Raw genomic sequence first — 22,804 nt, 5'->3', positions numbered from 1 at the left:
TAAGATGACAAGTGAGAAGGATGTTAATAAGAAGATAGTCGCTAAGCAGAGAATAGCAAAATGGGATAATATAAAGTTCTTTTTGATTTTCTTTGTTGTATTGGGACATTTCATTAATAAGACGGTTCCTAATAAATATGTTTTTAATTTGAGAAATATGGAGAGATGTGTATTTATAATTTATACATTCCATATGCCAGCATTTATATTTATTAGTGGATTGTTTGCAAAAAAGACAATTGATAATAAGAGATATGACAGGATTGGTTCTTATTTAAGACTTTACTTTGTAATGTGCTTTATAAGATTCGCTGCTAAGTTTTTTGTGTATGGCAAGGGCGGATTTTCACTCTTTAATGAATCTGGCGTTCCTTGGTATGCACTAGCAATGTTTTTCATGTTCCTTATTATGGTATTCTTAAGACCGTATAATAAAGTTGAAGTTATAATTGGTACAATTGTACTTGGTATGGTTATAGGTTATGATGGAAGTCTTGGTGATTATCTTGCACTTCCTAGAGTATTAACCTTTTTACCATTCTTTGTTTTAGGTTATTACTTTGATTCTAAAAAGTTTTTGGAATTTATTGAGAAAACACATGTAAAAATTGCATCGGCTATTATTCTTATTGGATATGTTGCATTTGTTCATGTAAAGATAAAACCACTATTTTTTATGTATCGATACTTCTTAAAGGGTAAGAAAACATATGCTGATACATTTACAGAGAAGATAGTTGGTAGTAGCATGACTAACTATGGATGGTTATACAGACTAATTTATTACATCGTTGTATTTATAATAGTGGTTGCATTTTTCTCTATTATTCCAAATGTTCGCATTCCATTTATTACAACACTTGGAGGAAGAACATTATCCGTATTTGCTGTTCATTATGTGTTTATTATTATTTTAATGGAAGGCGCAAGATGGGATAAAGTATTTGCTGGAATGAAGCATCAGAAACTTGCATTGTTATTAGTGATGGGATTAAGTTTGGCGGTTCAGTTGCTGTTAAGTATTAAGCCTTTGGCTAATTTATTTAATGTGATTATGAGCGCACCAAATGCTGATAAAAAGTAATAATTATTCTTGCAATGACAAATAGTTGAGAGTATTTGTCATTGTAGACATTTTAGGATTTTTTTGGTAAAATCTTCTTTGTGAGGTTTGTTGGATTACAGAGAAGAGACATCAATTTATATTATGAAATATAGAAAGGATTTTAAAAATGGCTGGTAAAGATAAAAAAGACGAAGTTGTTGAGGAAGTAGTAGAAGCTACAGAAGAAGTAAAAGAAGAAGGTAAGGAAGAGCAGAAAGCTAATCTTTTACAGACATGGAGATATCTTGCATATTCAAGAGAAAGCATGACAAAGGATCAGCAGGAAGCATTCTGGCAGACATACTTCCAGTTTGAAAAAGGTATATATGAACAGCTCCTTGAAAAACCTGAAGAGGAAGTAAAGGGCACAGTTAAGGAATTAGCAGAGAAATATGAAGTTGAATTACTTCTTATGGTAGGTTTCTTAGATGGTATTAATGATTCATTAAAGACACCTAACCCAATCGAAACTATGGAAGAAGATACAGAAGTTTCACTTGCTTTTGAACCAGAACTTCTTTATAAGAACATGGTTGAAGCTGAAGCTAACTGGTTATATGAATTACCACAGTGGGATGCCATCATTGATGCTGATAGAAGAAAAGTTCTTTACAAAGAACAGAAACTTTCACATACAATCGTTAAGGAAAAGAAAGTTGGACGTAATGATCCTTGTCCATGTGGAAGTGGTAAAAAGTATAAATTCTGTTGCGGTAAGTAATTAGATTATTAACCCTTGTAAGATTATCTTGCAAGGGTTTTTTGTTTACACGACGAGGAAAGTGCAGGAAGCTTGCTTCCTAGCATTTGACGACCGTGATACAATCCCGAAACAAGCAAAGCGGTTTCGGTGATTATTAAGTTAAGGATATTAAGTTTGGTTAATTGTAAAAAAAAGAGATGTTCAAAAGAACATCTCTTTATATTTCCAATTTATTTAACACCGTTTTTAAAGTAATTATATATTCCTTCTGCGATTGCAGTAGCAATTGCATCTGTATTATTATCAAATGCTTCGTTATCTTCATCAGATGTTACATATCCTGTAAGAACAACTACACTTGCCATTTTAGAAGCTTTGTTTGTGTAGTAATCTTCTGACTTGTTACCAGGTTTACCTTTCATGGTTGAACCTGAAAGCATTGCACCAGTTTCATTTAATTTTTCCATGATGTAACTTGAAAGTGCAAGTGAGTTAGCTGGTTCTTCATGGAAGATATAATTTTCAAAACCTTTTGAATAATTTGCATTAATGTAACTTCCTCTTGAAAGGGAAATTAATGCATTGCAGTTATTATCATTCGCTTTAGCAACTCTGTCTTCATCAGATACGTCTTCGTCAGATGTTCTAGTCATTTCAACTTTGAAGTTCATCTCATTTACAAGAATGTCTTTAACTTTCTTAGCTAGTGTTAAGTTGTCATCTTTTTCAGCACGTGATTCTTCTGAATTGCCTTCATCATTTCCGCCTGCAGCAGGATCAAGGCAAATTGTGTAAGCACTCATATCTTCGTATTGAGATGTGCTTGGGTCATAGCCTGATTTTTTTTCTTTTTCAGTTTCTTTTTCACTACTTTTCTTACTGCCGATATTTAATTTTTTATCTCCGGATATATATGTGAATCCAGTTACAAGTAGGCAGGATGTAGTCATTAGTGCAGCGGCTAGTAAAAATCTTTTAGCCACCATTCCAAATGTGATTTTCATAGTGTCCCTCTCTTCATATGTTTATATATTTAACCATGCAGTGTATGCAAACTGACCATGATTAAGTCCATGTGATTATATAATATATTATTCAAACTTTCAAGTGCAAGTGAAATTCTGATTCTTAAGAAAGTTGTAAGATGTAAATAAACACAGGGATTTATATAAAATGTTGATATGTGTAAGTTAAAAGCTATGTCAAAGTGACAAAAATGTAAGAATTTTGACATAGATATTTAAAATAATATATGGTAAAATTTAGAAGTGATTTGGGAAAGAAGATAAGAAAGTGTTTAATAGTTTAATTAAACATAGGGAAAATTAAGTAATTTAAAATATTGAATAGATAAGGAGTTAAACATGGAAAAAATTATAATACTTGAAGATGATAAGGGGTTAAGAGAAGAATTGGCATTATTTTTAAGAAATAATGGATATGAAGTCGAAGAGGTGACTGATTTTTCAAAAAGTATAGATATTGTTTTAAATAGTGGTGCAGATTTAGTACTATTAGATATTAATCTTCCATTTTATGATGGAGAGTATATTTTAAAGGAAGTTAGAAAGGTTTCCTCAATTCCAATTATTATGGTTACAAGTAAGGATACAGATATTGATGAACTTATTAGTATAGGTAATGGCGCTGATGACTATGTTACAAAGCCGTTTAATACGCATATACTTTTAGCGCATATTGGTATGGTATTAAAAAGAAGCGGTAGAAAGGAAGAAAACGTTCTTATAGATGCAGGAGATTTTGCTCTTAATACAAAGGAAGGTTATATTAAAAGAGGAGACAGGGAAATAGAACTTACAAAGAATGAAAGAAAGATTTTAGAATACCTTTTGAAACATAGAAGTGAAATAGTTTCAAGAGATGATTTGATGGATTTCCTTTGGGATAATAATGATTTTGTTGATGATAATACCTTAACCGTTAATATAACAAGAGTTCGTAATAAACTTAAGGATTTAGGTCTTGCTGATGTTATTTTAACTAAGAGAGGGGAGGGTTATATAATACGATGAGTTTTAAAAGTTTTTTAAGGGATAAGGCTATAACTATTGGCCTTATCGCTTTTGCGTTAGTTACAGTTGAAATTTTTCTATTAATATATGATTTGGAAATGTATATAAGAATATATATATTAGTGGCAATTTTTATTGCGTTTTTCTTGGGAATTACCATAGAGTACATTTTGAAAAAAAGATATTTTGATAAGGTTACAAAACAGCTTGATGATTTAGATGATAAATATTTAATCAATGAAGTTATGGATAGGGCTTCATTTGTTGAAGGTGAAATGTTTCAGGATATTCTTCGTAAAACTGAGAAATCTAGATTTGAAAATGTTGCAAAGTATGAAAATAGTCAGAAAGAGTATAAGGAATACATTGAATTATGGATTCATGAAATAAAGATTCCAATCGCAACGGCTAAACTTATTAGTGATAATAATAAAAATGAGTTTACTAAGCGTATTAGTAACGAACTTGATAGTGTTGAGGACTATGTAGATCAGGCGCTTTTCTATGCTAGAAGTAATACAGTTGAAAAAGATTATATAATTAGAAAGACACTTCTTTCTGATGTTGTTTCTGAAATTATTAGAAAGAATAAGAATGCTTTAATATCATCAAGAGTTAAGGTTGATTTGAGTAATCTTGATATTGAAGTTAGAACTGATGGTAAGTGGCTTTCGTTTATACTAAATCAGATTATTGGTAATAGTATTAAATACATGGATAAGGAAGAATCTGTTATTAAGATTACATCGCATAAGGGTAAGGAGAATATAATTCTTACAATAGAAGATAATGGTATTGGTATTTCTGAAGATGAATTAGAGAGGGTCTTTGAAAAAGGATTTACTGGTACTAACGGAAGAATGATGGGTAAGAAGTCAACAGGTATTGGCTTATATCTTGCAAAAAAGTTATGTGATAAATTGGAACATAATATAATAGTAGAATCAGAGGAAGGTAAAGGAACGAAGGTATCATTAGTGTTCCCTGAGAGTAGTTTAGTAAACCTTACATAAGTGTAAGGTTTATGTATTATTAATCGATGGTTTGTAATATTAAAATATTATATACTATGGGTGTAAATAAGAAAGACATGAAAAAATTTATGGGAATAGAAAAAGAGGTAAGTAATTTATAAAGAGAATATTGAAGGCTAGTATGTATTTATTAACTGTTAAAGGAGGAAGACATGAAAAAAGTTTTAGAAGTTAAAGATGTGGTAAAGGTATATGGTAATAAATCTAATATTACACGAGCTGTTGATAATATTAGTTTTTCCGTTAATGAGGGAGAGTTTATTGGAATTATGGGAGCTAGTGGTTCGGGTAAAACTACTTTGCTTAACTGTATTTCAACAATTGACAGAGTAACAGCCGGAGATATTATTGTTGATGGTACAAACATTACAAAGTTATCAAGCAGTAAGCTTAATAAGTTTAGAAGAGATGAACTTGGTTTTATCTTCCAGGACTTTAATTTGCTTGATACACTTACAGCAAGAGAAAACATTGCTCTTGCATTATCAATTAAGAAAACTAAAAAAACTGAGATCGATAAAAAGATTGAGGATGTTGCAGGTAAATTAGGTATTTCAGAAGTTTTAGATAAATATCCATACCAGATGTCTGGTGGACAGAAGCAGAGAGTTGCAGCAAGTAGAGCCGTGGTTTCAAAACCAAGTTTGATTCTTGCAGATGAGCCAACAGGTGCTCTTGATTCAAAGTCAGCTCGTTCACTTCTTGTTAGCTTAGAGGAACTTAATAAGTCTCAAAATGCTACTATCTTAATGGTAACACATGATGCATTTACTGCTAGTTACGCAGATAGAATTATTTTTATCAAGGATGGTAAGATTTTTAATGAACTAACTAAAAAGGGAGACAGAAAGGAATTCTTCTCTCGTATTATAGATGTTCAGTCAGTACTTGGAGGTGAAGCTTCAGATGTTATTTAAACTTGCGATTAAGAATTTAAGAAAAAGTGTAAAAGATTACGCTATATATTTTATGACTTTGGTTGTTGCTGTAGCACTTTTTTATATGTTTAATTCTATGGATAGTCAGACAGCATACATGAAACTTACAACTTCAAAAAAGGAAATGCTTCAGACATTAGTAAAAATCATGGATTACATTTCTAAGTTTGTTGCTGTTATATTTGGTCTTTTAATTGTATACGCAAATAGATTCCTTATTAACCGTAGAAAGAAAGAATTCGGTTTATACATGATTCTTGGTATGAAGAGATTAGAACTCATTGGTGAAATCTTCTTTGAAATGGTTAGCGTTGGTGTTATTTCACTTGGCGTTGGTCTTTTTGGAGGTGCATTTGGATCACAGCTTATGAGCGTTGTAATTGGTAAACTTTTTGAATGCGACATGGGCAAATACAAATTTGTATTTTCTGTTAAGGCTTGCCAGAAGACAATTGTTTTATTTGTAATTATTTATGCAATTGTATTTATCTTTAGCATGTTCTCAATTTCGAGATATAAATTAATTAATCTTCTTCACGCTGAGAAGAAAAACGAAAGAGTTGTAATGAGAAATCCTATTCTTTCAGTTGTAATATTTGTAGTTGCTTTAGCAGTACTTATTTTCTCATATCATAAGATTTTAAATGTTGAAAAACTTTCAGATGTTGTTATAGCAATTATTTGTGGTGCTGCATCTACATTCTTCCTTGTTTGGTCATTCGCAGGAATGGTACTTACAGTTGCTAAGAAGATTAAGGGATATTATTACAAGGATGTAAATGTATTTGTTATTAGACAGCTTAACAATAAGATTAATACAACAGTTGTAAGTATGACAGTTATTTGTTTGATGTTATTCTTTACAATTGGTGCATTATCAACATCATTTGCTCTTAGAGATACAGTTATTAAAAATGCTGATGAATTATCAAAGAGTGATGTTTACTTTGACATAACAGGTAGAATTCCAAAGAAGTATAAAAATAAATCATTATTAGATGTTGTTGATGAACAGGGATTTCCTAAGGATAGATTTAAAAATTCTGAAGAATTATCAGTATATTGTGCCACTGGTGTAAATATTCTTGATTGTATTGATGATGAAGAAGTGCAGCAAAGTATGACAGAGAGTGAAAATGGAGAAAAAGGAGAAGGTGCTAAAGCTGAAGTTCAGGCAGATGGAGACGCTATAAGATTGAGCTTTGAAAATATGGACGCTATGTATCTTTCTGATTACAACAGATTAGCTAGATATTATGGAGAAAATGAAATTAAACTTAATGATGATCAGTATGCAGTTGTTGCAGATATGATGTATTTTAAGGATATGTGGGATAATGTTTTGAAAAAGGCAGATGGAAATCCTATTACTATAGCTGGAAAAACATATAAGAGTGCATATAAAAAACATATTGAAGGTATGCTTCAGATGCTAGGTATGAATGTTAATGTTGGTTTCTTAGTAGTTCCAGATAATTGTAAACTTGACCAGCAGACTATGAAATTCCTTGTAGCTAAATATGATACAAGTTCTAATGATAAAAAGGTTGAATATAGCAAGGAATTTTCTGATAAGATGGATAAATTCTCTAAGAAATATAAGAAAAAAACATTTAGTATATCTATGACAAGAACAGATATTATTGAGAGTTATTCAGGAGTATCTTTGATAGTTGTATTTATTGCAATTTATGTAGGTATTGTATTTCTTATTTCAAGTGCAGCAGTATTATCACTTAAGCAGCTTTCAGAAAGCTCAGATAATAGAATGAGATTTGAAGTGTTAAGAAAGATTGGTTGTGAAGAAAAAATGATTAATGGCGCTTTGTTTAAGCAGACAGCAGTATTTTTCTTCTTCCCATTAGTTTTAGCAATAATTCATTCAGTTGTTGGTATTAAATTTGCACTTCAGTTACTTGCAGTATTTAGTGTAGGTAAGTACAGTATGTTACCAACAATTATTTCAACTATTGTTGTTTTATTAGTAGTTTATGGTGGATATTTTATAGCTACATACGCTGGAAGTAAGAGAATGATACAATCTGAAATATAAAAGATTATAATCCTCTAATAGTTTAATTAAATAGTCCTGCGGGAGCAGAAATGTTCCTGCGGGGCTTTTTTAAAGTTATGGCGAGTTATGGTAAGTTGTGACAAAATGGACAAGTTATGGTAAGTTATGGTAAGAGTTGCCAAAATTAAGAAGTTATGGTAAGATTCAATTATGATAGATAAATAGAGATTAGGAGGAATATAAATGAAAAAAGAGAACCCATTTACCATAACATTTGGTAAACAACCTAATAAATTGATTGCAAGATATGAAGATACAGATAGAATAATTAGTACATTTAATGCGGATAATGCAGTTAGTCAGACATTTCTTATTGAAGGAATAAGAGGAAGTGGTAAAACTGTTCTTATGACAACTGTTGCAAAGAAATTAGAAGAAGAGAAGGATTGGATAGTTATTAATTTAAATCCTACAATGGATTTATTATCTAATTTTGCAATTAGATTAAATAGCGAGTGCAATTCTAAACCTGAACTTTTAAGTAAAGGATTTAACATATCTGCAGCAGGTTTTGGCATAGGTGTTAATGGTGAAAAAGTTGATACGGATTATGTTGGTATCATAGAAAAAATATTCAAGGAATTGTCTAAAAAGAAAAAGAGAGTATTAATCACTATTGATGAAGTTGTTCATGATGATAATATGAGAGTATTTGCTAGTCAGTTTCAGATATTTATTAGACAGGATTATCCAGTATTTCTTATAATGACCGGTTTAAGAGAGAATATTGATTTGATTCAGAATGATCCTTCATTAACGTTCTTGTTGCGTTCACCTAAGATAGTAACAGGACCACTTAGTATTCTACAAATCACAAGACAGTATAAGGAAATTTTTGAAATAGAAGGTGACAAAGCTAATGAGTTAGCTAATATAACAAAGGGTTATGCTTTCGCATTCCAGGCTTTAGGCGTGGCTTATTGGAATCACAGTGATGGAAAGTTAGAAGATGCTTTATCTGAATTTGATGAATTATTAGATGATTTCGTTTATAAAAAGATTTGGACTTCCTTGACTTCTAAAGAAAGAGATATAGTAAAAACAATTGGTGTTGATGAAGTTAGTACAGGTGATATTTGTAAGAAATTATCCATGAATAATGGGACATTTGCTAAGTATAGAGATAAACTCATATATAAAGGGGTTATGGAATCAACTAGGTATGGGTATGTGTCTTTAGCATTGCCACATTTTTATGAGGTTGTTAAGTATTTTTAATAATAGCGTTTGAATAAAATTAATAAATAAAAATTGGATATAATATATATTTTACTCCTCTGCAAAAGATATTTTATAGAGGAGTTTTTTTATGTGTATTTGTTTTATAAAACAGGCATTATACATATATTGTTTGTAGATATTTATAGTTTATTAATAGAAAATCTTATGATATAATAATAAGCGGGTGCGTGCGTGTAAAGCTAGCACTATGAATTTTTAGTAACGTTATGGGTTATAAGGAGTACAAATATGTTATCAATAATACTCCCTGCATATAATGAAGGAGAAATGATATATAAGTCTTCAGAAGTTATTAGTAAGCTTTTAGAAGATAATAAAATTGAATATGAAATCCTTTATGTAGATGATGGTTCTAAGGATGAGACTTGGACAAAGATTATGGAAATGTCTAAAAAGAATGACAATATTAGGGGAATATCTTTTTCAAGAAACTTTGGTAAGGAGTCAGCAATGTTTGCTGGTCTTTCAGAATCAAAAGGGGATTGTGTTGTTGTTATGGATTGTGACCTTCAGCATCCACCAGAAAAGATTATTGAGATGTATCGACTCTGGGAAGATGGATATGAAGTTATTGAAGGTGTTAAATCAAGCAGAGGTAGGGAAGGCATATTTCATAGCATAGCAGCGAAAAGCTTTTACAGCTTAATTAGTTCTGCTTCTGGATTTGACATGTCAAAGGCTTCGGATTTTAAACTTCTTGATAGAAAAGCCGTTAATGTTATTTTAAATATCAGAGAAAAGAATGCATTCTTTAGAGCGTTATCATCATGGGTTGGATTTAAGACAACTTCAGTAGAATATGATGTTAGAGAAAGAGAAGCTGGAGAATCAAAATGGAGTACTAAGAGTTTAATTAAGTACGCACTTACTAATATTACTTCATTTACAACTGCTCCACTTCAGGTTGTTACAATTCTTGGTGTTATAATGTTTATTCTTTCGATTGCTCTTACTGGAATAGCGCTATATCAAAAGATTACAGGATATGCATCTGTTGGTTTTACAACAGTAATTATTTTACAGTGCTTTATAGGTTCTATCATTATGGTGAGTCTAGGTATTATTGGATATTACATTGCCAAGATTTATGATGAAGTAAAGGGTAGACCAAAGTATATTATTTCTGAATATACTGATGATGAAGAAAAATAGGCATAATTATTGGACTAGTATGGAAATGATAATGGTATAAATGATTTTAAGCGGTATAGATGAATAAAGAATAAAGATGAGAAAAAACAGGTTATCAGGAGGATGGATTGGTGAGCGATATAAAAGTCAGTGTTATTGTACCAGTTTATAATGTTGAGCAATATCTTAGAAAGTGTTTAGATTCACTTGTTAACCAGACTTTGGAAGATATTGAAATTATTGTTGTTAATGATGGAACACCGGACAACAGTCAGGTTATTATTGATGAATATGTAAAAAATTATCCTAATAAGGTTTATGGATATATCAAAGAAAATGGTGGACTTTCAGATGCTAGAAACTTTGGTATGCAGTATGCTAAAGGTGAATATATAGCATTTGTTGATAGTGATGACTTCGTTGCAGTTACAATGTATGAAAAGTTATATAATAAGGCAATCGAAGAGAATGCAGAGATAGTTGTTTGTGCATACTTTAATGTTAATGCAAATAACAATACAATGAAGAGTGCACAGAAGGGCAACTTACATATATACGATGGTAGTATTCATGATCATCCAGAGATTATTGAAAATAATGCACCGTATGCATGGAATAAATTAGTTAAAAAAGAATTATTCGATAGAACAGGAATACTTTTCCCTAAGGGATATATATATGAGGATATATGTACTATGTATCCACTTCTTGCGTCAGCTAATAAAATTTCAAAGGTTGATGAAGAATTATATTACTATATTGTAGAAAGAAAAGGTTCAATTACTTCTTCATTCAGTAAGTCTAAAACACTTATGTTAAGATCATTAGAATTACTTGATGAAAGATTTGAGGAATTAGGATTATTTGATGAATTTAGAGATCAGATAGTTGTAATTAACTTAAGACATATTTATCTTAGATTTAAAGAGTTTGATAAGTATAAGTGGAGAAGAGAACAGATTAAGTTTGTTAATCAGGCATTTGACTTGTTAAACAAACATTTTAAGAACTGGCGAAAGAATTCTGGTTCATATATTTACTTTACGTTGGCAGAAGATAGACACATAAAGAGATGGTTCTATAAGAGAAGACTATACTGGTTATTTGTTGCCATGATGCCACTTAAGTGGATTCAGGATTATAGAGACTGGGATTATAAGAAGAGACATCCAGGTAGTGACATGAAGAGATACTACATTAAGATGTTTGAAACTAAAAAGGTAGTAAAGAATAGAGTTATTTTTGAATCTTTCCATGGAAAGAATATTTCAGATTCACCTTTTGAAATGATGAAGGAATTATATAAGAGAGGTGGATATGAAATCTATGTTACATCAACAGAGAGTTCATGGGAGAAAAATAAGAAGCTTCTTGAAGAAGAGGGCTTAAGCAAGGTTAAGATGGTTCAGCTTGGCGTTGAGAAGTATTTTGAAATTCTTGCAACAGCTAAGTATCTTGTTAATAATGTTTCTTTCCCAATTTCATTCACTAAGCGTCCAGAACAGGTTTATATTAATACTTGGCATGGTACACCGCTTAAGACTTTAGGTAAGAACATGAAAAAGGGTATTGAGTCAATGTTTAATATTCAGCATAACTTTTTGCAGAGTAGTTATTTATTATTCCCTAATGAGTACACAAAGGAATGTACTATGAAGGATTATAACCTGGATAAATTATTTACATATAAAACTGTAATTGAAGGTTATCCAAGAAATACTGTATTTTCTGATAAGGAAAAGGGACTTGAAGTTAAGAAAAAACTAGGCCTTGAGGATAAGAAGGTATATGTTTATATGCCTACATGGAGAGGTGCAAATAGTTATGGAAAGATGGGTATTGAAGATATTACAGAGAATCTTGAAAAATTAGATGCTGCTCTTGATGATAATCATTTATTATATGTAAATCTTCATCCTAATATTGGAGAGGCTGTTGATTATTCTGTATATAAATTCATTAAGCCATTCCCAGAGGGAGTATCAAATTATGAATTTGTAAATGCTTCAGATGCATTAATTACAGACTATTCAAGTATATTCTTTGATTATTCTATTACTAGAAAACCTATTGTTTTATTCATGTATGATTATGATGAATATATGGATGAACACGGTACATATTTCGATGCAAGAACATTACCATTTAAACAGTTCTTTGATATTGATTCATTATGTAACGCAGTTAGTAGCGAAGAGATACTAACATATAAATATGATGATGCTAATGAGTACTTTGAAAAGTTTATTAAATATGATGGACCAGATTGTACAAGAAAATTAGTAGATTTGGTATTCAAGGGTAAGGAAGATGGACTTATTGTAGAAGATTATGCTAAGAATAGAGAGCGTGAGTGGAAGATAAGTGTTCTCCTTGAAATCAAGGAAAAGAAAGAAGAATATGATGAATATGTAAATAGTCAGGATATTGAAAATACTATTTTTGTTATGAATAAGAAGTATTTCCATGCTTTGATGAACAAGTGGTATTATGAAGAATATAATGACAAACTTACATATATTATATTTGGATATCAGCGTATGCTTAATGAAGAAGATGAAAAGATTTATGTTGCAAAAGATAAATCAAATAATAAGCAGTTAGAGGCAGTTAAGAAAAAGGCAAGAGAGAGAGCTTATGCTAGATCACTTCCAAACATTAAGATTATCAATAAAGATGAAAATAGAAGAATTATTTAGTGTATAAAAAATAGAGGAAAATTATGATAGAGAACTGCAAGAAAATATTTGAAAAAAATAGAGAAATAATAATGTATCTGATTATGGGCGTTGCAACAACTGTTGTTAACTGGGTTACATATGCGGTTTTTATAAGAGTGTTGTCAGATTGCAGCCATAAGGTATTTTATTCTAACACTTTGGCTTGGATTTTTGGTGTGGTATTTGCTTATATTACAAATAAAATTTGGGTGTTTGAAAGTCACAACTGGGAACTTTCATTCATTTTTAAGGAAGCTGGTTTGTTTTTATCAGCAAGAATAATTACAGGACTTTTGGAAATTGTTGGAGTTCCATTCCTTGTTGATACCTTAGGATTTAAGATGCCTTTATTTGGAACAGAAGGTATGATGGCTAAGGTTTTGGTCAGCGTAATCGTAACAATCTTAAATTACGTATTTAGTAAGTTGATTGTATTTAAGGGAAAGAAAGAGGTAGCTGAACAAGAAAACTAAATACTACCATGAAAGATAATAAGGAGCCAATTACTTATGAATTATAATAGTAAACATGTTAAAATCGCTTTGATTTGTAGCTTTTTAGCGACTTTGGTAATGCATTTATCAATTGCCATTGTTAAAATTGAGGACATTATAAATGAAACAAAGGTTGAAAAACCAGGTCCTATTTTTAGATTATTATGGGATTTTAAAAGATCTTTAAATGGATATAATACAAATACCATAGTTATTTTTCTTGCATTGGCAATGATATTCTATTATATTCTTGAGAAACAGAGTAAGATTTTGCCAGTAGCTGTAGTTACTTCAGGAGTATTAACCTTCTTCCAAGTTTTTGGTATGGCATTTAAAGCAGATAATAGCTGGAATCCAATCTTTGGAGGAGCAAGAGCTTTTGTTAAGGCAATAGTTTTAACTATAGGTTATGGCATATTATATTACTATATTATTATTGCTTTATTTATATTGTTTGAGAATTTCTCATTCGTAAAGAAGGATGTTAAAGTTACATCATGGTTTACTAATAATAAAAAATCACTTTTTGTTGTAGCATTATTAATAATGCTTATGTGGTTACCATATTATGCGTCAGCATTTCCAGGACTTACAAATTATGATTTCTTTGATATGTTAAATACATATTATGGAAAGGATACTAATAGTTTAAGAGTTGTAATTCCTATTGATCCTTCAGTTACACTTAATAATAATAATCCAGTTATACAGACACTTTGGGCTGTGTTTGTTATGAAGGTTGGTAATAAACTCGGTTCACCATATATTGGTTTATTTATCTTTATATTACTTCAGTTCATAATGTTTGCATTGGTATTATCATATGTAATTAATTGGTTAGCTGCTAAGAATATTAATAAGAAACTTAGAATTGCTCTTTTATTAATATATGGATTAGTTCCAATTCATAATAATTTTGCACTTACAACATTAAAGGATACAAACTTCTCTGCAGCAATGGTAATCTATCTTTTATGTATTATAGATATGGCTTTGGATATAAAAGCATTTACTGCAAAGAAATTTAATTTAGTTAAAGTATGCTTATCTGCTATTATAATGGTATTCTTAAGAAATAATGGGTTTTACGTTATATTATTATCAGCGATTATATTATTAATTGTATATAGAAAGTATTACAAGAAAATACTTATACCATTTCTTGTACCAATCTTATTATATGAGGTTGTAACAAATGCTGTATATCCTGCGCTTAAGATTTCACCAGGTGGTGAAGCTGAAGCATATTCAATTCCATTACAGCAGGTAGCAAGATTAGTTGTTGAACATGAGGAGGCTTTGACAGAAGAAGATAAGGATGTAATTAGATGTATTATTAATTATGATCAGATTAAAGAAAGATATAAACCTGAAATTTCTGATCCTATTAAGTCTACATTTAAGGTACGTCATACAAAGAAAGAATTCTCTGATTTCATGGCTTTATGGGCTAAGTACCTTGTAAAGTATCCTGATACATATGTACAGGCTACAATGAATAATACATATGGATACTTCTTCCCAGAGGGAGCTAACTGGCTAACATATGTTGAAATTACACCTCCGGGAGAACCTTATGGATTAGTTAATATTGAAAAAACAAAAACGTTTAGAGAAGAATCTACGCAGTTAGCGTATTTATATAGAAATATTCCAGTAATAGGCATGCTTGAAAGTATAGGATTTAATACATGGCTTATTATATTCTCTATAGCTATATTGGTGTATAATAAAAAGAAAAAAATGATTTTTATGATGTTACCAACAATGCTGTTGATTCTTACAGCTATAGCTGGCCCGGTTAATACAATGATGAGATATGCTTATCCAGCAGTATTAACTGCACCTGTTTACTTTATGATGACAGGTTATGTTATTTGGGCAGCTAAAAACAAGAAAGAAGATCTTACTGAGGAGAAAGTATTAGATGAAAATATTAGTGATAGTGCCAGCGTATAACGAAAGTGAAAATATTGAAAAAGTAGTTAGAAGCTTGGAACAGTGTGAAACAAAGGTAGATTATCTTGTTGTAAATGATTGTTCAACTGACAATACAAAAGATATTCTTGAAAACATAGGAGCAAATTATATTAATTTGCCAGTTAACTTAGGTATTGGTGGTGCTGTTCAGTCTGGATATTTATATGCATATGAAAATGGTTATGACATAGCTATTCAGATTGATGGTGATGGACAGCATGATCCTGCATATATTGGTAAATTAATTAAGCCTATTGTTGATGGCGAGGCTGATATTTGCATAGGCTCAAGATTTATTGATAAGGAGGGATTCCAGTCATCAGCACTTAGAAGATTCGGAATTAATTTTTTAAGTTTATTAATCAAACTATCTTGTGGTATTAAAGTATGTGATGTAACAAGTGGATTTAGAGCTACTAATGTTGAATTTACTAAGTTATATGCAAAAGACTATGCTCAGGATTATCCAGAACCTGAAGCAATTGTTACAGGTGTTATGAATGGAGCAAGAATATCTGAAGTTCCTGTTATTATGAGAGAACGTGAAGGTGGAGAAAGTTCAATTAAGAGCTTTAAATCATTGTATTACATGATTAAGGTATCCATAGCAATTGTTATGAAAAGGATTACTGTATCTGTAGGGAGGAAGAAATAATGAATGAATATTTAAGAATATCTCTATTGATTGCAATTTTATTATATTATGTTTTTATTTTTCATTTGCTTAAAAAGGATAGCTTAAACTTAAAATATACATTATTATGGCTTTTAACAGGTCTTGTGTTGTTAATTACTGTATTGTTCCCGGTTGTATTAAAATATCCACTTAAGAAGATGGGTGTTGTAGAGTGGACAAATGGTATATTTGCGCTTGTACTATTTTTCTTGATTTTAATTTGTATTACAATTACTTCAATTGTTTCAAAATTAAATGATAGAAATAGAAAACTTACACAGAAGTGTGCTTTATATGAGAAGAGAATTAGAGAGTTAGAGAAAAAGGTTTTTGGTGAAGACATTAAAGAAACAGACGAATAGGTAGATGTTTTAGGAGGAAAGAACGATGATTAAATATGATTATCTAATTGTTGGAGCCGGACTTTTTGGAGCAGTATTTGCTCATGAAGCGACTAAAAAAGGAAAGAAGTGCCTTGTCATTGATAAGAGAGACCATATAGCAGGTAACATTTATACTGAAAAAGTCGAGGGTATAAATGTTCATAAGTACGGTGCACATATTTTCCATACAAGTAATAAAACTGTTTGGGATTATATCAATCAATTTGCTGATTTTAATAATTATATTAATAGTCCTGTAGCGATTTATAAGGATGAACTTTATAACTTACCATTTAATATGAATACTTTTAGTAAGTTATGGAATATTAAGACTCCAAAAGAAGCTAAAGATATAATTGAAAAACAGAGAAAGGAAGCTGCTATAACAGAGCCTAAGAATCTTGAAGAACAGGCTTTATCTTTAGTAGGTAGAGATGTTTATGAAAAGTTGATTAAGGGCTATACTGAAAAGCAGTGGGGAAGAGCTTGTACAGACTTACCTTCATTTATTATTAAGAGACTTCCTCTTAGATTTACATACGATAATAATTATTTTAATGACAGATATCAGGGTATCCCAATTGGTGGTTATACTCAGATTGTGGAGAAATTGCTTGAAGGTAGCGAAGTGCTACTAAGTACTGATTTCTTTGAATTTAAAGAAGGTCATCCAGATATAGCAGAAAGAATAGTATTTACTGGAATGATTGATGAGTATTTTGAGTTTAAACTTGGCAATCTTGAATATCGAACAGTAAGATTTGAAAATGAGATTTTAGATGAGGAAAACTTCCAGGGTAATGCAGTTGTTAATTATACTGAAAGAGAAGTACCTTATACAAGAATTATAGAGCATAAGCATTTTGAATTCGCTAAAGATGAGAATGGAAATTCAATTCCTAAGACTGTTATTTCAAGAGAATATTCAACAGAATGGAAGCCGGGTATTGAACCATATTATCCAGTTAATAATGATAGAAATAGTGATTTATATAATAAATATAAAGAACTTGCGGATAAGGAAGAGAATGTAATATTTGGTGGCAGACTTGGTCATTATAAGTATTACGATATGGATAAAGTAATTGAAGCAGCACTTGAGTGTGTTTCTTCTGAACTTAAATAATAAAAAACAAGATTCCAATTTGGAATCTTGTTTTTTATGTATGATTAGTTGTTAGTTGATACTAACACTAAAGAGTTTTTTAGTTTCTTATAATCTGAATATGTTCTATCATAGATTTTATAAGTATCACCATGGGACATTCTAACCTTAATGGTGCTTTTTCTTTTTCGCCTGTTTTGATATTTACATGCATCTATGTCTTTAAGAGGGATGATTATAGTTTTATAGGTTGATAAATCTATAAAGTAATTATCAGTAATAAATGCGTTATCTAAACGTTCAATAACTTTATTGGAAAGTTCTCTGTTAGCTGTACGGATATGAATATCTCTGCTACCGTATCTATTTAATAATTTAAATTCTGGCAATAGATGCGGATTAACTAATAATATGATTTTATAAATTATGTATATTAATGTTATTACTAATAAAATTACAATAAATGAAGCGAGCATATATACCCTTGAAATTTTATAATCAGGTTCGCTTATTACATATTCGGATATGTTATCTTTGAGATTTTTTGAATCCCATGATATCTGTTTGGCAATGTTATTTATTAGTTCATTATTTAAACTACTTGATTTAAGAATCTTACCAGTGAGTTGGTATTTTTTTATTTTTGATGGAATTGTTTTATGTGTGCTACCTTTATCACTGCTTGTGTTTATAAGTGTGAGTATACAATTTGAATTATTAATCATGTAGTAAAAAGAACCAATTCTTTTGCCTGACTTTGTAAGATCAAATCCTGTGTATTCTAGATTATTAAGCGTTACTTTTACGTATTTGTTTTTTAGAGATGCATTAGAATTTTCAGTAAAAAAATCCCAAACATTATCAACTTTTACAGGCTTGCTTACTTCATTAAGATTTAATATAAGTAATGCATCAATTAGTACTCCGAAAAATAATAGGGGAAGTACTAATGATTTGATTAAGTTTTTTCGTAGTTGTTTTTCTATATATTGTTCTCTCATAACGAATATAATAATATCATAAATTGGCAAATATTGAAATATATACATTTATATGTTATACTTTAGTATTGTAAAGTGTGAAACTAAATGCCGAATAAAACACAGTAACTATAAGTGTTTTACAGGCGTTTAAGATAGATGTATTTATTGTATGAGGTTATGATGGACGAATATACAGCATTTGCTAAGGTTTATGATGAGTTTATGGATAATGTTCCTTACGATGATTGGACTGAGTACATAGTTTCATTACTTAAGGAATATGACGTTAAAGATAAGGACTTGGTACTGGATTTAGGATGTGGTACGGGTAAGATTACAAGACGTCTAAGAGATTGTGGATATGATTTAATTGGTGTAGATTCATCTGTTGAGATGCTTGATATAGCAATTGAGAAAGAAAGCGATAGACAGGAAATAGAAGATGGAAGCATACTCTATCTTAATCAGGATATGAGAGAACTTGACTTATATGGAACTGTTAAGGCGGTTGTTAGTATATGTGATTGCATGAATTACATTACTGATTTTGATGATTTGGTTACTGTTTTTAAGTTGGTTAATGTTTTTCTTGATCCTAAGGGAGTATTTATTTTTGATCTTAATACTGAATATAAATATGCTTCAATAGGTGAGACTGTTATTGCTGAAGATAGAGAGGATAAGAGTTTTATCTGGGATAACTATTATGATGAGGATGAAAAGATTAATAGTTATGGATTAAGTGTATTTATTAAGGCTGATGATGGCAGATTTGATAAGTATAGCGAGGAGCATTTTCAAAGAGCATATAGTCTTGATGAGATAAAGACGGCAATTGAATTTGCTGGTATGGAATTTGTTACCGCATATGATGCATTCACTAGAGATGAAGTTAGAAATGATAGTGAAAGAATATATGTCATATGCAGGGAGTGTGGTAAATAGAGGTTATTATGAAAAAGATTTTAAGCTGGTCTTTGGGTTTGGTTTTGTCAGCGTCTGTTATGATGAGTAATATGGTGGTTAATGACCAAAGTATTCGAGTTGAAGCAGCGTATGAAGGACTTGCTAAGTTTGAAGAATTAAAAATTGATGATAACAAGAGTTGGGTCACTTTGAATTCTTATATAGGTGGTATCGGTACATATAAATCATTAAATGGTAAGGGAACATATAGGTTATTTACTGATGTGTCAGGGTATACATATAATGCTGGAGATTATATAAGCATTAAGTATGATGGTATTGATTTAGCTGATGAAGAGTTTATGTTCTCAGGTGATAATGGAAATATTTATTTAGAAAAGACTGTTTCATATCATGAAGGTTACATTACTATGGAACTTCCGGATGATGCTAACAGAGTTTTTAAATCAGTGAATCCTAAGCTCTTTCGTATTAGAGGTACATGTAGGGACATAAAGGTTGGAGATGAATTTACAATTGGTGGAATAGAAATACATAAAGCTGGTACATTACCTTCATGGGATAATGGACTTATTAAAGAGTATGATCCTTATGTTAAACCTAGAGGAATATCTGTAACTTATTATGATGATATTTATTCTCGTGGATTTACCTGGAGTACAAATGATAAGATAAAAAGTTCTGAGCTTTTATTAGTTGAGTTACCTAAAGGTAAGAATGAAGATGATATAAATTGGGATATTGTAAAAGGTATTAATGCATCTGTAACATCAAGAACAGATGTTAATGGTAACAAGTGGAATATTTTTAAGGCGCATGTTTCAAATTTAAAACCTGGTGCAACTTACCTTTATATGGTGGTTAATGAAGATGGTAGCTATTCAGAAACGGGTACACTTGTTATTGAGAAAGAAAAAAATGATGTTGATGGGCTTACATTTTTGCATTTAACTGATAGTCAGGAAAGTGCAAAGGTTAGTTATGAAGTTTGGTCCGATGTACTTAGAGAAGGAAAGCGCAAGTATCCAGAAGCTTCATTCGTTGCATTCTCCGGAGATTTTACAAATTTCTCTTATGATAATGTTAATATGGATGAGTGGATTTGGGGACTTGATACTGCAAGTAATACATTAATGAATATGCCTATAGCACCATCAAGTGGTAATCATGATGCATATGATTATGCATTCGCTGATAGATTTGATATTAACTGGGCAGACTATGTTAAGGATTCTGATGCAGACATCTTATCAGGTGGTAATTATTTTTATACTTATGGAAATGATGTTCTTTTCATAAATCTTAATACTAATATTAATGTATATTACCCAGAATCTGAGAAGCAGTTAGACTGGCTTCGTGGAATTCTAGAACAATATAAGGATTATAAGTGGAAGATTGTTCAGATTCATAAGGGGCTTATGTCCACTGGCGAGCATTCGAATAATTATGATGTGAAATATTATAGGGATAATTTGTGCCCTATATTCGCTAAATATAATGTGGATCTTGTTCTTCAGGGACATGACCATGTGTATACACGTTCAGCATCGTATCCTTTCTTTGATGGTGATGAATCAAAGTATGACTATAAGGCTTTTTCGGATGCTGGTGATTTATCAGAGTCTTTTTCATATGATGGTGAGAATAGGTTTATGAATTTTGAACCTGTTGGAACCCACTATGTTACAATTAACTATTGTGCAAATAAAGCTTATGATACTATTGATGCAAGTGAGAGAGATGAACGAATTCATCTTGGTATAAATCCTATTAAGGGAAATGGTTGCGACTCTCAACCTAGACTTCCTATGTATGGTGTTGTTAGAATAAAGGATGGTATATTATGCTATGATGCTTATACATATGATAGGGATATAAATGAAAGTAAACTTTATGATACATTTGCTGTAGATAAGCGTGATGGTAAGGGGACAAGCAAGCAGAATTTAGCAAATGGTAATAAAGTATCTGGTACTAAAAAGAACAATTCAGAAACTATTGCGAATTCTACATTAAAAAAGAATCAGATTATTAAAGATAAAAAGACAAATGGTTTTTATAAAATTACCAAGCTTGTTAAGAAGAATGGTAAGATTACTGGAGGTAATGTTACTTACTTAAAGCCGGTTAATAGGAGATGCAAAAAGATTACTATTAGGGCTAAGGTTAAACTTAAGGGTGTTTCTTTTAAAGTTACGGCCATTGGTAAGAAGGCATTTTATGGTTGTAAGAAGCTTAAACTTATTAAGATTAAGTCAACTACCATAAAGTCCATTGGTAAGAGGGCATTTGCTAAGATAAATAAGAAGGCTAAGTTTATCTTGCCTAAAAAGGGTAGGGTTAGACTTAAGCGTCTAATAAAAATAAGAAAATAGAGGATGTTATGAGTGATTATATATTAAGAGCAACTGCTGCTGATGATCAAATCAGAGCATTTGTAGCAAATACAAAAGAATTAGTTGAAGAAGCAAGAGAAAGACATGGGCTTAGCAAGGTTTGTACAGCGGCGCTTGGAAGACTTTTAACTGGTGGTGCCATGATGGGCATTATGATGAAGGGTGATGAAGACGTACTTACACTTCAGATGAAGGGTGATGGTCCAATTAATGGAGTAACTGTTACTGCTGATTCTAAGGGAAATGTTAAGGGGTATGTTGGTAATCCTGAGATTGAACTTCCGCCAAACTACGCGGGTAAGCTTGATGTTGGTGCGGCAATTGGTTATGGTACACTTACAGTTATTAAGGATTTAGGATTAAAAGAGCCTTATGCAAGTTCTGTTCCTCTTGGAACAAGTGAAGTTGCTGAGGATTTAACATATTATTTTGCTACATCAGAGCAGGTTCCATCAGCTGTGGCACTTGGTGTTTTGGTTGATAAGGATGGTTCTGTTAAGCAAGCTGGTGGATTTATATTACAGGTTATGCCTAATGCAACTGAAGAAACTATTTCATTCTTAGAGGAAAAGATTAATAATACACCTTCAGTCACTTCAATGCTTGAAGAAGGTAAGAGTGCAGAGGATATCTTAGAATTTCTTCTTGGTGATTTGGGTATTAATATTACAGAAAAAGTTCCTACTAAGTATTATTGTAATTGTAGTAGAGAGAGGGTATCAAAAGTTTGGGCAACTCTTCCTAAGAAGGATATAGAAGATATCATCGGTGAGGGTAAGGATGTCGAGATAAAGTGTCACTTCTGTAATAGTGGTTATAGTTTTAGCGTTGATGAAATTAAGGATATCTGTAAGGATATTTTAAAGTAGAAATATAA

At 31.0% G+C, this 22,804-nt stretch carries 19 protein-coding genes; 17 read left to right on the top strand and 2 right to left on the bottom strand.

Features of this window, described 5'->3' with window-relative positions:
• Positions 1-4: 4 nt before the first annotated feature.
• Both B5D16_RS03330 and B5D16_RS03325 read left to right on the top strand, forming a co-directional pair.
• Entirely contained in the window at positions 5-1,084 is a 1,080-nt protein-coding gene (locus B5D16_RS03330) for an acyltransferase family protein (protein WP_078765555.1), read from the top strand.
• A gap of 148 nt (positions 1,085-1,232) precedes the next feature.
• On the top strand, positions 1,233-1,826 hold the full coding sequence (locus B5D16_RS03325) for an SEC-C metal-binding domain-containing protein (protein ID WP_078765554.1): 594 nt from the start codon (positions 1,233-1,235) through the stop codon (positions 1,824-1,826).
• A gap of 212 nt (positions 1,827-2,038) precedes the next feature.
• Here B5D16_RS03325 and B5D16_RS03320 read toward each other — a convergent pair whose 3' ends face one another.
• On the bottom strand, positions 2,039-2,812 hold the full coding sequence (locus B5D16_RS03320) for an N-acetylmuramoyl-L-alanine amidase family protein (protein ID WP_078765553.1): 774 nt from the start codon (positions 2,810-2,812) through the stop codon (positions 2,039-2,041).
• A 360-nt stretch (positions 2,813-3,172) separates the two neighbouring features.
• On the opposite strand from B5D16_RS03320, the gene B5D16_RS03315 reads away from it, so the two are divergent.
• The 12 genes from B5D16_RS03315 (at position 3,173) to glf (ending at position 17,639) form a co-directional block, all read left to right on the top strand.
• Positions 3,173-3,841 (top strand): response regulator transcription factor, encoded by a 669-nt coding sequence (locus tag B5D16_RS03315; protein ID WP_078765552.1) that lies wholly within the window; start codon positions 3,173-3,175, stop codon positions 3,839-3,841.
• Positions 3,838-4,854 carry a sensor histidine kinase gene (locus B5D16_RS03310; protein ID WP_078765551.1) on the top strand — a complete coding sequence of 339 codons (1,017 nt, stop codon included), beginning with the start codon at positions 3,838-3,840 and terminating at the stop codon, positions 4,852-4,854. The genes B5D16_RS03315 and B5D16_RS03310 overlap by 4 nt, the downstream gene beginning before the upstream one ends.
• A gap of 173 nt (positions 4,855-5,027) precedes the next feature.
• Positions 5,028-5,792 (top strand): ABC transporter ATP-binding protein, encoded by a 765-nt coding sequence (locus B5D16_RS03305; RefSeq protein ID WP_078765550.1) that lies wholly within the window; start codon positions 5,028-5,030, stop codon positions 5,790-5,792.
• Entirely contained in the window at positions 5,782-7,866 is a 2,085-nt protein-coding gene (locus tag B5D16_RS03300; protein WP_159444269.1) for an ABC transporter permease, read from the top strand. The genes B5D16_RS03305 and B5D16_RS03300 overlap by 11 nt, the downstream gene beginning before the upstream one ends.
• Before the next feature lie 204 nt (positions 7,867-8,070).
• Entirely contained in the window at positions 8,071-9,105 is a 1,035-nt protein-coding gene (locus B5D16_RS03295; protein ID WP_078765548.1) for an ATP-binding protein, read from the top strand.
• Between the two features lie 252 nt (positions 9,106-9,357).
• Positions 9,358-10,281: a glycosyltransferase family 2 protein gene (locus B5D16_RS03290; RefSeq protein ID WP_078765547.1), complete on the top strand. Its 924-nt coding sequence runs from the start codon at positions 9,358-9,360 to the stop codon at positions 10,279-10,281.
• A 110-nt stretch (positions 10,282-10,391) separates the two neighbouring features.
• Positions 10,392-12,959, top strand: a complete 2,568-nt coding sequence (locus tag B5D16_RS03285) for a CDP-glycerol:glycerophosphate glycerophosphotransferase (RefSeq protein ID WP_159444268.1) — start codon at positions 10,392-10,394, stop codon at positions 12,957-12,959.
• Between the two features lie 23 nt (positions 12,960-12,982).
• On the top strand, positions 12,983-13,453 hold the full coding sequence (locus B5D16_RS03280) for a GtrA family protein (RefSeq protein WP_242942976.1): 471 nt from the start codon (positions 12,983-12,985) through the stop codon (positions 13,451-13,453).
• A 36-nt stretch (positions 13,454-13,489) separates the two neighbouring features.
• Positions 13,490-15,433, top strand: a complete 1,944-nt coding sequence (locus tag B5D16_RS03275; RefSeq protein ID WP_078765545.1) for a DUF6020 family protein — start codon at positions 13,490-13,492, stop codon at positions 15,431-15,433.
• Positions 15,402-16,109, top strand: a complete 708-nt coding sequence (locus B5D16_RS03270) for a glycosyltransferase family 2 protein (protein WP_078765544.1) — start codon at positions 15,402-15,404, stop codon at positions 16,107-16,109. Before B5D16_RS03275 ends, B5D16_RS03270 begins: the two co-directional genes overlap by 32 nt.
• Entirely contained in the window at positions 16,109-16,492 is a 384-nt protein-coding gene (locus B5D16_RS03265) for a DUF2304 domain-containing protein (protein WP_078765543.1), read from the top strand. The genes B5D16_RS03270 and B5D16_RS03265 overlap by 1 nt, the downstream gene beginning before the upstream one ends.
• Positions 16,493-16,517: 25 nt before the next feature.
• Complete coding sequence (gene glf, locus B5D16_RS03260) at positions 16,518-17,639, top strand: UDP-galactopyranose mutase (protein ID WP_341465179.1); 1,122 nt, start codon at positions 16,518-16,520, stop codon at positions 17,637-17,639.
• Between the two features lie 44 nt (positions 17,640-17,683).
• On the opposite strand, the gene B5D16_RS03255 is transcribed toward glf, so the two are convergent.
• Positions 17,684-18,619 (bottom strand): hypothetical protein, encoded by a 936-nt coding sequence (locus B5D16_RS03255; RefSeq protein ID WP_143405027.1) that lies wholly within the window; start codon positions 18,617-18,619, stop codon positions 17,684-17,686.
• 162 nt (positions 18,620-18,781) lie between these two features.
• On the opposite strand from B5D16_RS03255, the gene B5D16_RS03250 reads away from it, so the two are divergent.
• From B5D16_RS03250 to hslO, 3 genes are read left to right on the top strand one after another with little or no spacing between them, the layout of a single operon-like run.
• A complete protein-coding gene (locus B5D16_RS03250) occupies positions 18,782-19,546 on the top strand; it encodes a class I SAM-dependent DNA methyltransferase (protein WP_078765541.1) in 765 nt (254 codons plus the stop codon).
• Between the two features lie 8 nt (positions 19,547-19,554).
• Entirely contained in the window at positions 19,555-21,906 is a 2,352-nt protein-coding gene (locus B5D16_RS03245) for a purple acid phosphatase family protein (RefSeq protein WP_078765540.1), read from the top strand.
• Between the two features lie 8 nt (positions 21,907-21,914).
• Positions 21,915-22,796 carry an Hsp33 family molecular chaperone HslO gene (gene hslO / locus B5D16_RS03240; protein ID WP_078765539.1) on the top strand — a complete coding sequence of 294 codons (882 nt, stop codon included), beginning with the start codon at positions 21,915-21,917 and terminating at the stop codon, positions 22,794-22,796.
• Positions 22,797-22,804: the final 8 nt, after the last annotated feature.

It is taken from the genome of Eubacterium uniforme, assembly GCF_900167115.1.
Lineage (GTDB): Bacteria > Bacillota > Clostridia > Lachnospirales > Lachnospiraceae > Eubacterium_S > Eubacterium_S uniforme.
Note: the sequence above shows the minus strand (reverse complement) of the source record. Positions and strands in the feature narration are given on the sequence as shown.

Bases quoted from the DNA above. Each gene is read 5' to 3' on its own strand.
- B5D16_RS03330 (WP_078765555.1), top strand. From the start codon at position 5: ATGACAAGTGAGAAGGATGTTAATAAGAAGATAGTCGCTAAGCAGAGA.
- B5D16_RS03325 (WP_078765554.1), top strand. From the start codon at position 1,233: ATGGCTGGTAAAGATAAAAAAGACGAAGTTGTTGAGGAAGTAGTAGAA.
- B5D16_RS03320 (WP_078765553.1), bottom strand. From the start codon at position 2,812: ATGAAAATCACATTTGGAATGGTGGCTAAAAGATTTTTACTAGCCGCT.
- B5D16_RS03315 (WP_078765552.1), top strand. From the start codon at position 3,173: ATGGAAAAAATTATAATACTTGAAGATGATAAGGGGTTAAGAGAAGAA.
- B5D16_RS03310 (WP_078765551.1), top strand. From the start codon at position 3,838: ATGAGTTTTAAAAGTTTTTTAAGGGATAAGGCTATAACTATTGGCCTT.
- B5D16_RS03305 (WP_078765550.1), top strand. From the start codon at position 5,028: ATGAAAAAAGTTTTAGAAGTTAAAGATGTGGTAAAGGTATATGGTAAT.
- B5D16_RS03300 (WP_159444269.1), top strand. From the start codon at position 5,782: ATGTTATTTAAACTTGCGATTAAGAATTTAAGAAAAAGTGTAAAAGAT.
- B5D16_RS03295 (WP_078765548.1), top strand. From the start codon at position 8,071: ATGAAAAAAGAGAACCCATTTACCATAACATTTGGTAAACAACCTAAT.
- B5D16_RS03290 (WP_078765547.1), top strand. From the start codon at position 9,358: ATGTTATCAATAATACTCCCTGCATATAATGAAGGAGAAATGATATAT.
- B5D16_RS03280 (WP_242942976.1), top strand. From the start codon at position 12,983: ATGATAGAGAACTGCAAGAAAATATTTGAAAAAAATAGAGAAATAATA.
- B5D16_RS03275 (WP_078765545.1), top strand. From the start codon at position 13,490: ATGAATTATAATAGTAAACATGTTAAAATCGCTTTGATTTGTAGCTTT.
- B5D16_RS03270 (WP_078765544.1), top strand. From the start codon at position 15,402: ATGAAAATATTAGTGATAGTGCCAGCGTATAACGAAAGTGAAAATATT.
- B5D16_RS03265 (WP_078765543.1), top strand. From the start codon at position 16,109: ATGAATGAATATTTAAGAATATCTCTATTGATTGCAATTTTATTATAT.
- glf (WP_341465179.1), top strand. From the start codon at position 16,518: ATGATTAAATATGATTATCTAATTGTTGGAGCCGGACTTTTTGGAGCA.
- B5D16_RS03255 (WP_143405027.1), bottom strand. From the start codon at position 18,619: ATGAGAGAACAATATATAGAAAAACAACTACGAAAAAACTTAATCAAA.
- B5D16_RS03250 (WP_078765541.1), top strand. From the start codon at position 18,782: ATGGACGAATATACAGCATTTGCTAAGGTTTATGATGAGTTTATGGAT.
- B5D16_RS03245 (WP_078765540.1), top strand. From the start codon at position 19,555: ATGAAAAAGATTTTAAGCTGGTCTTTGGGTTTGGTTTTGTCAGCGTCT.
- hslO (WP_078765539.1), top strand. From the start codon at position 21,915: ATGAGTGATTATATATTAAGAGCAACTGCTGCTGATGATCAAATCAGA.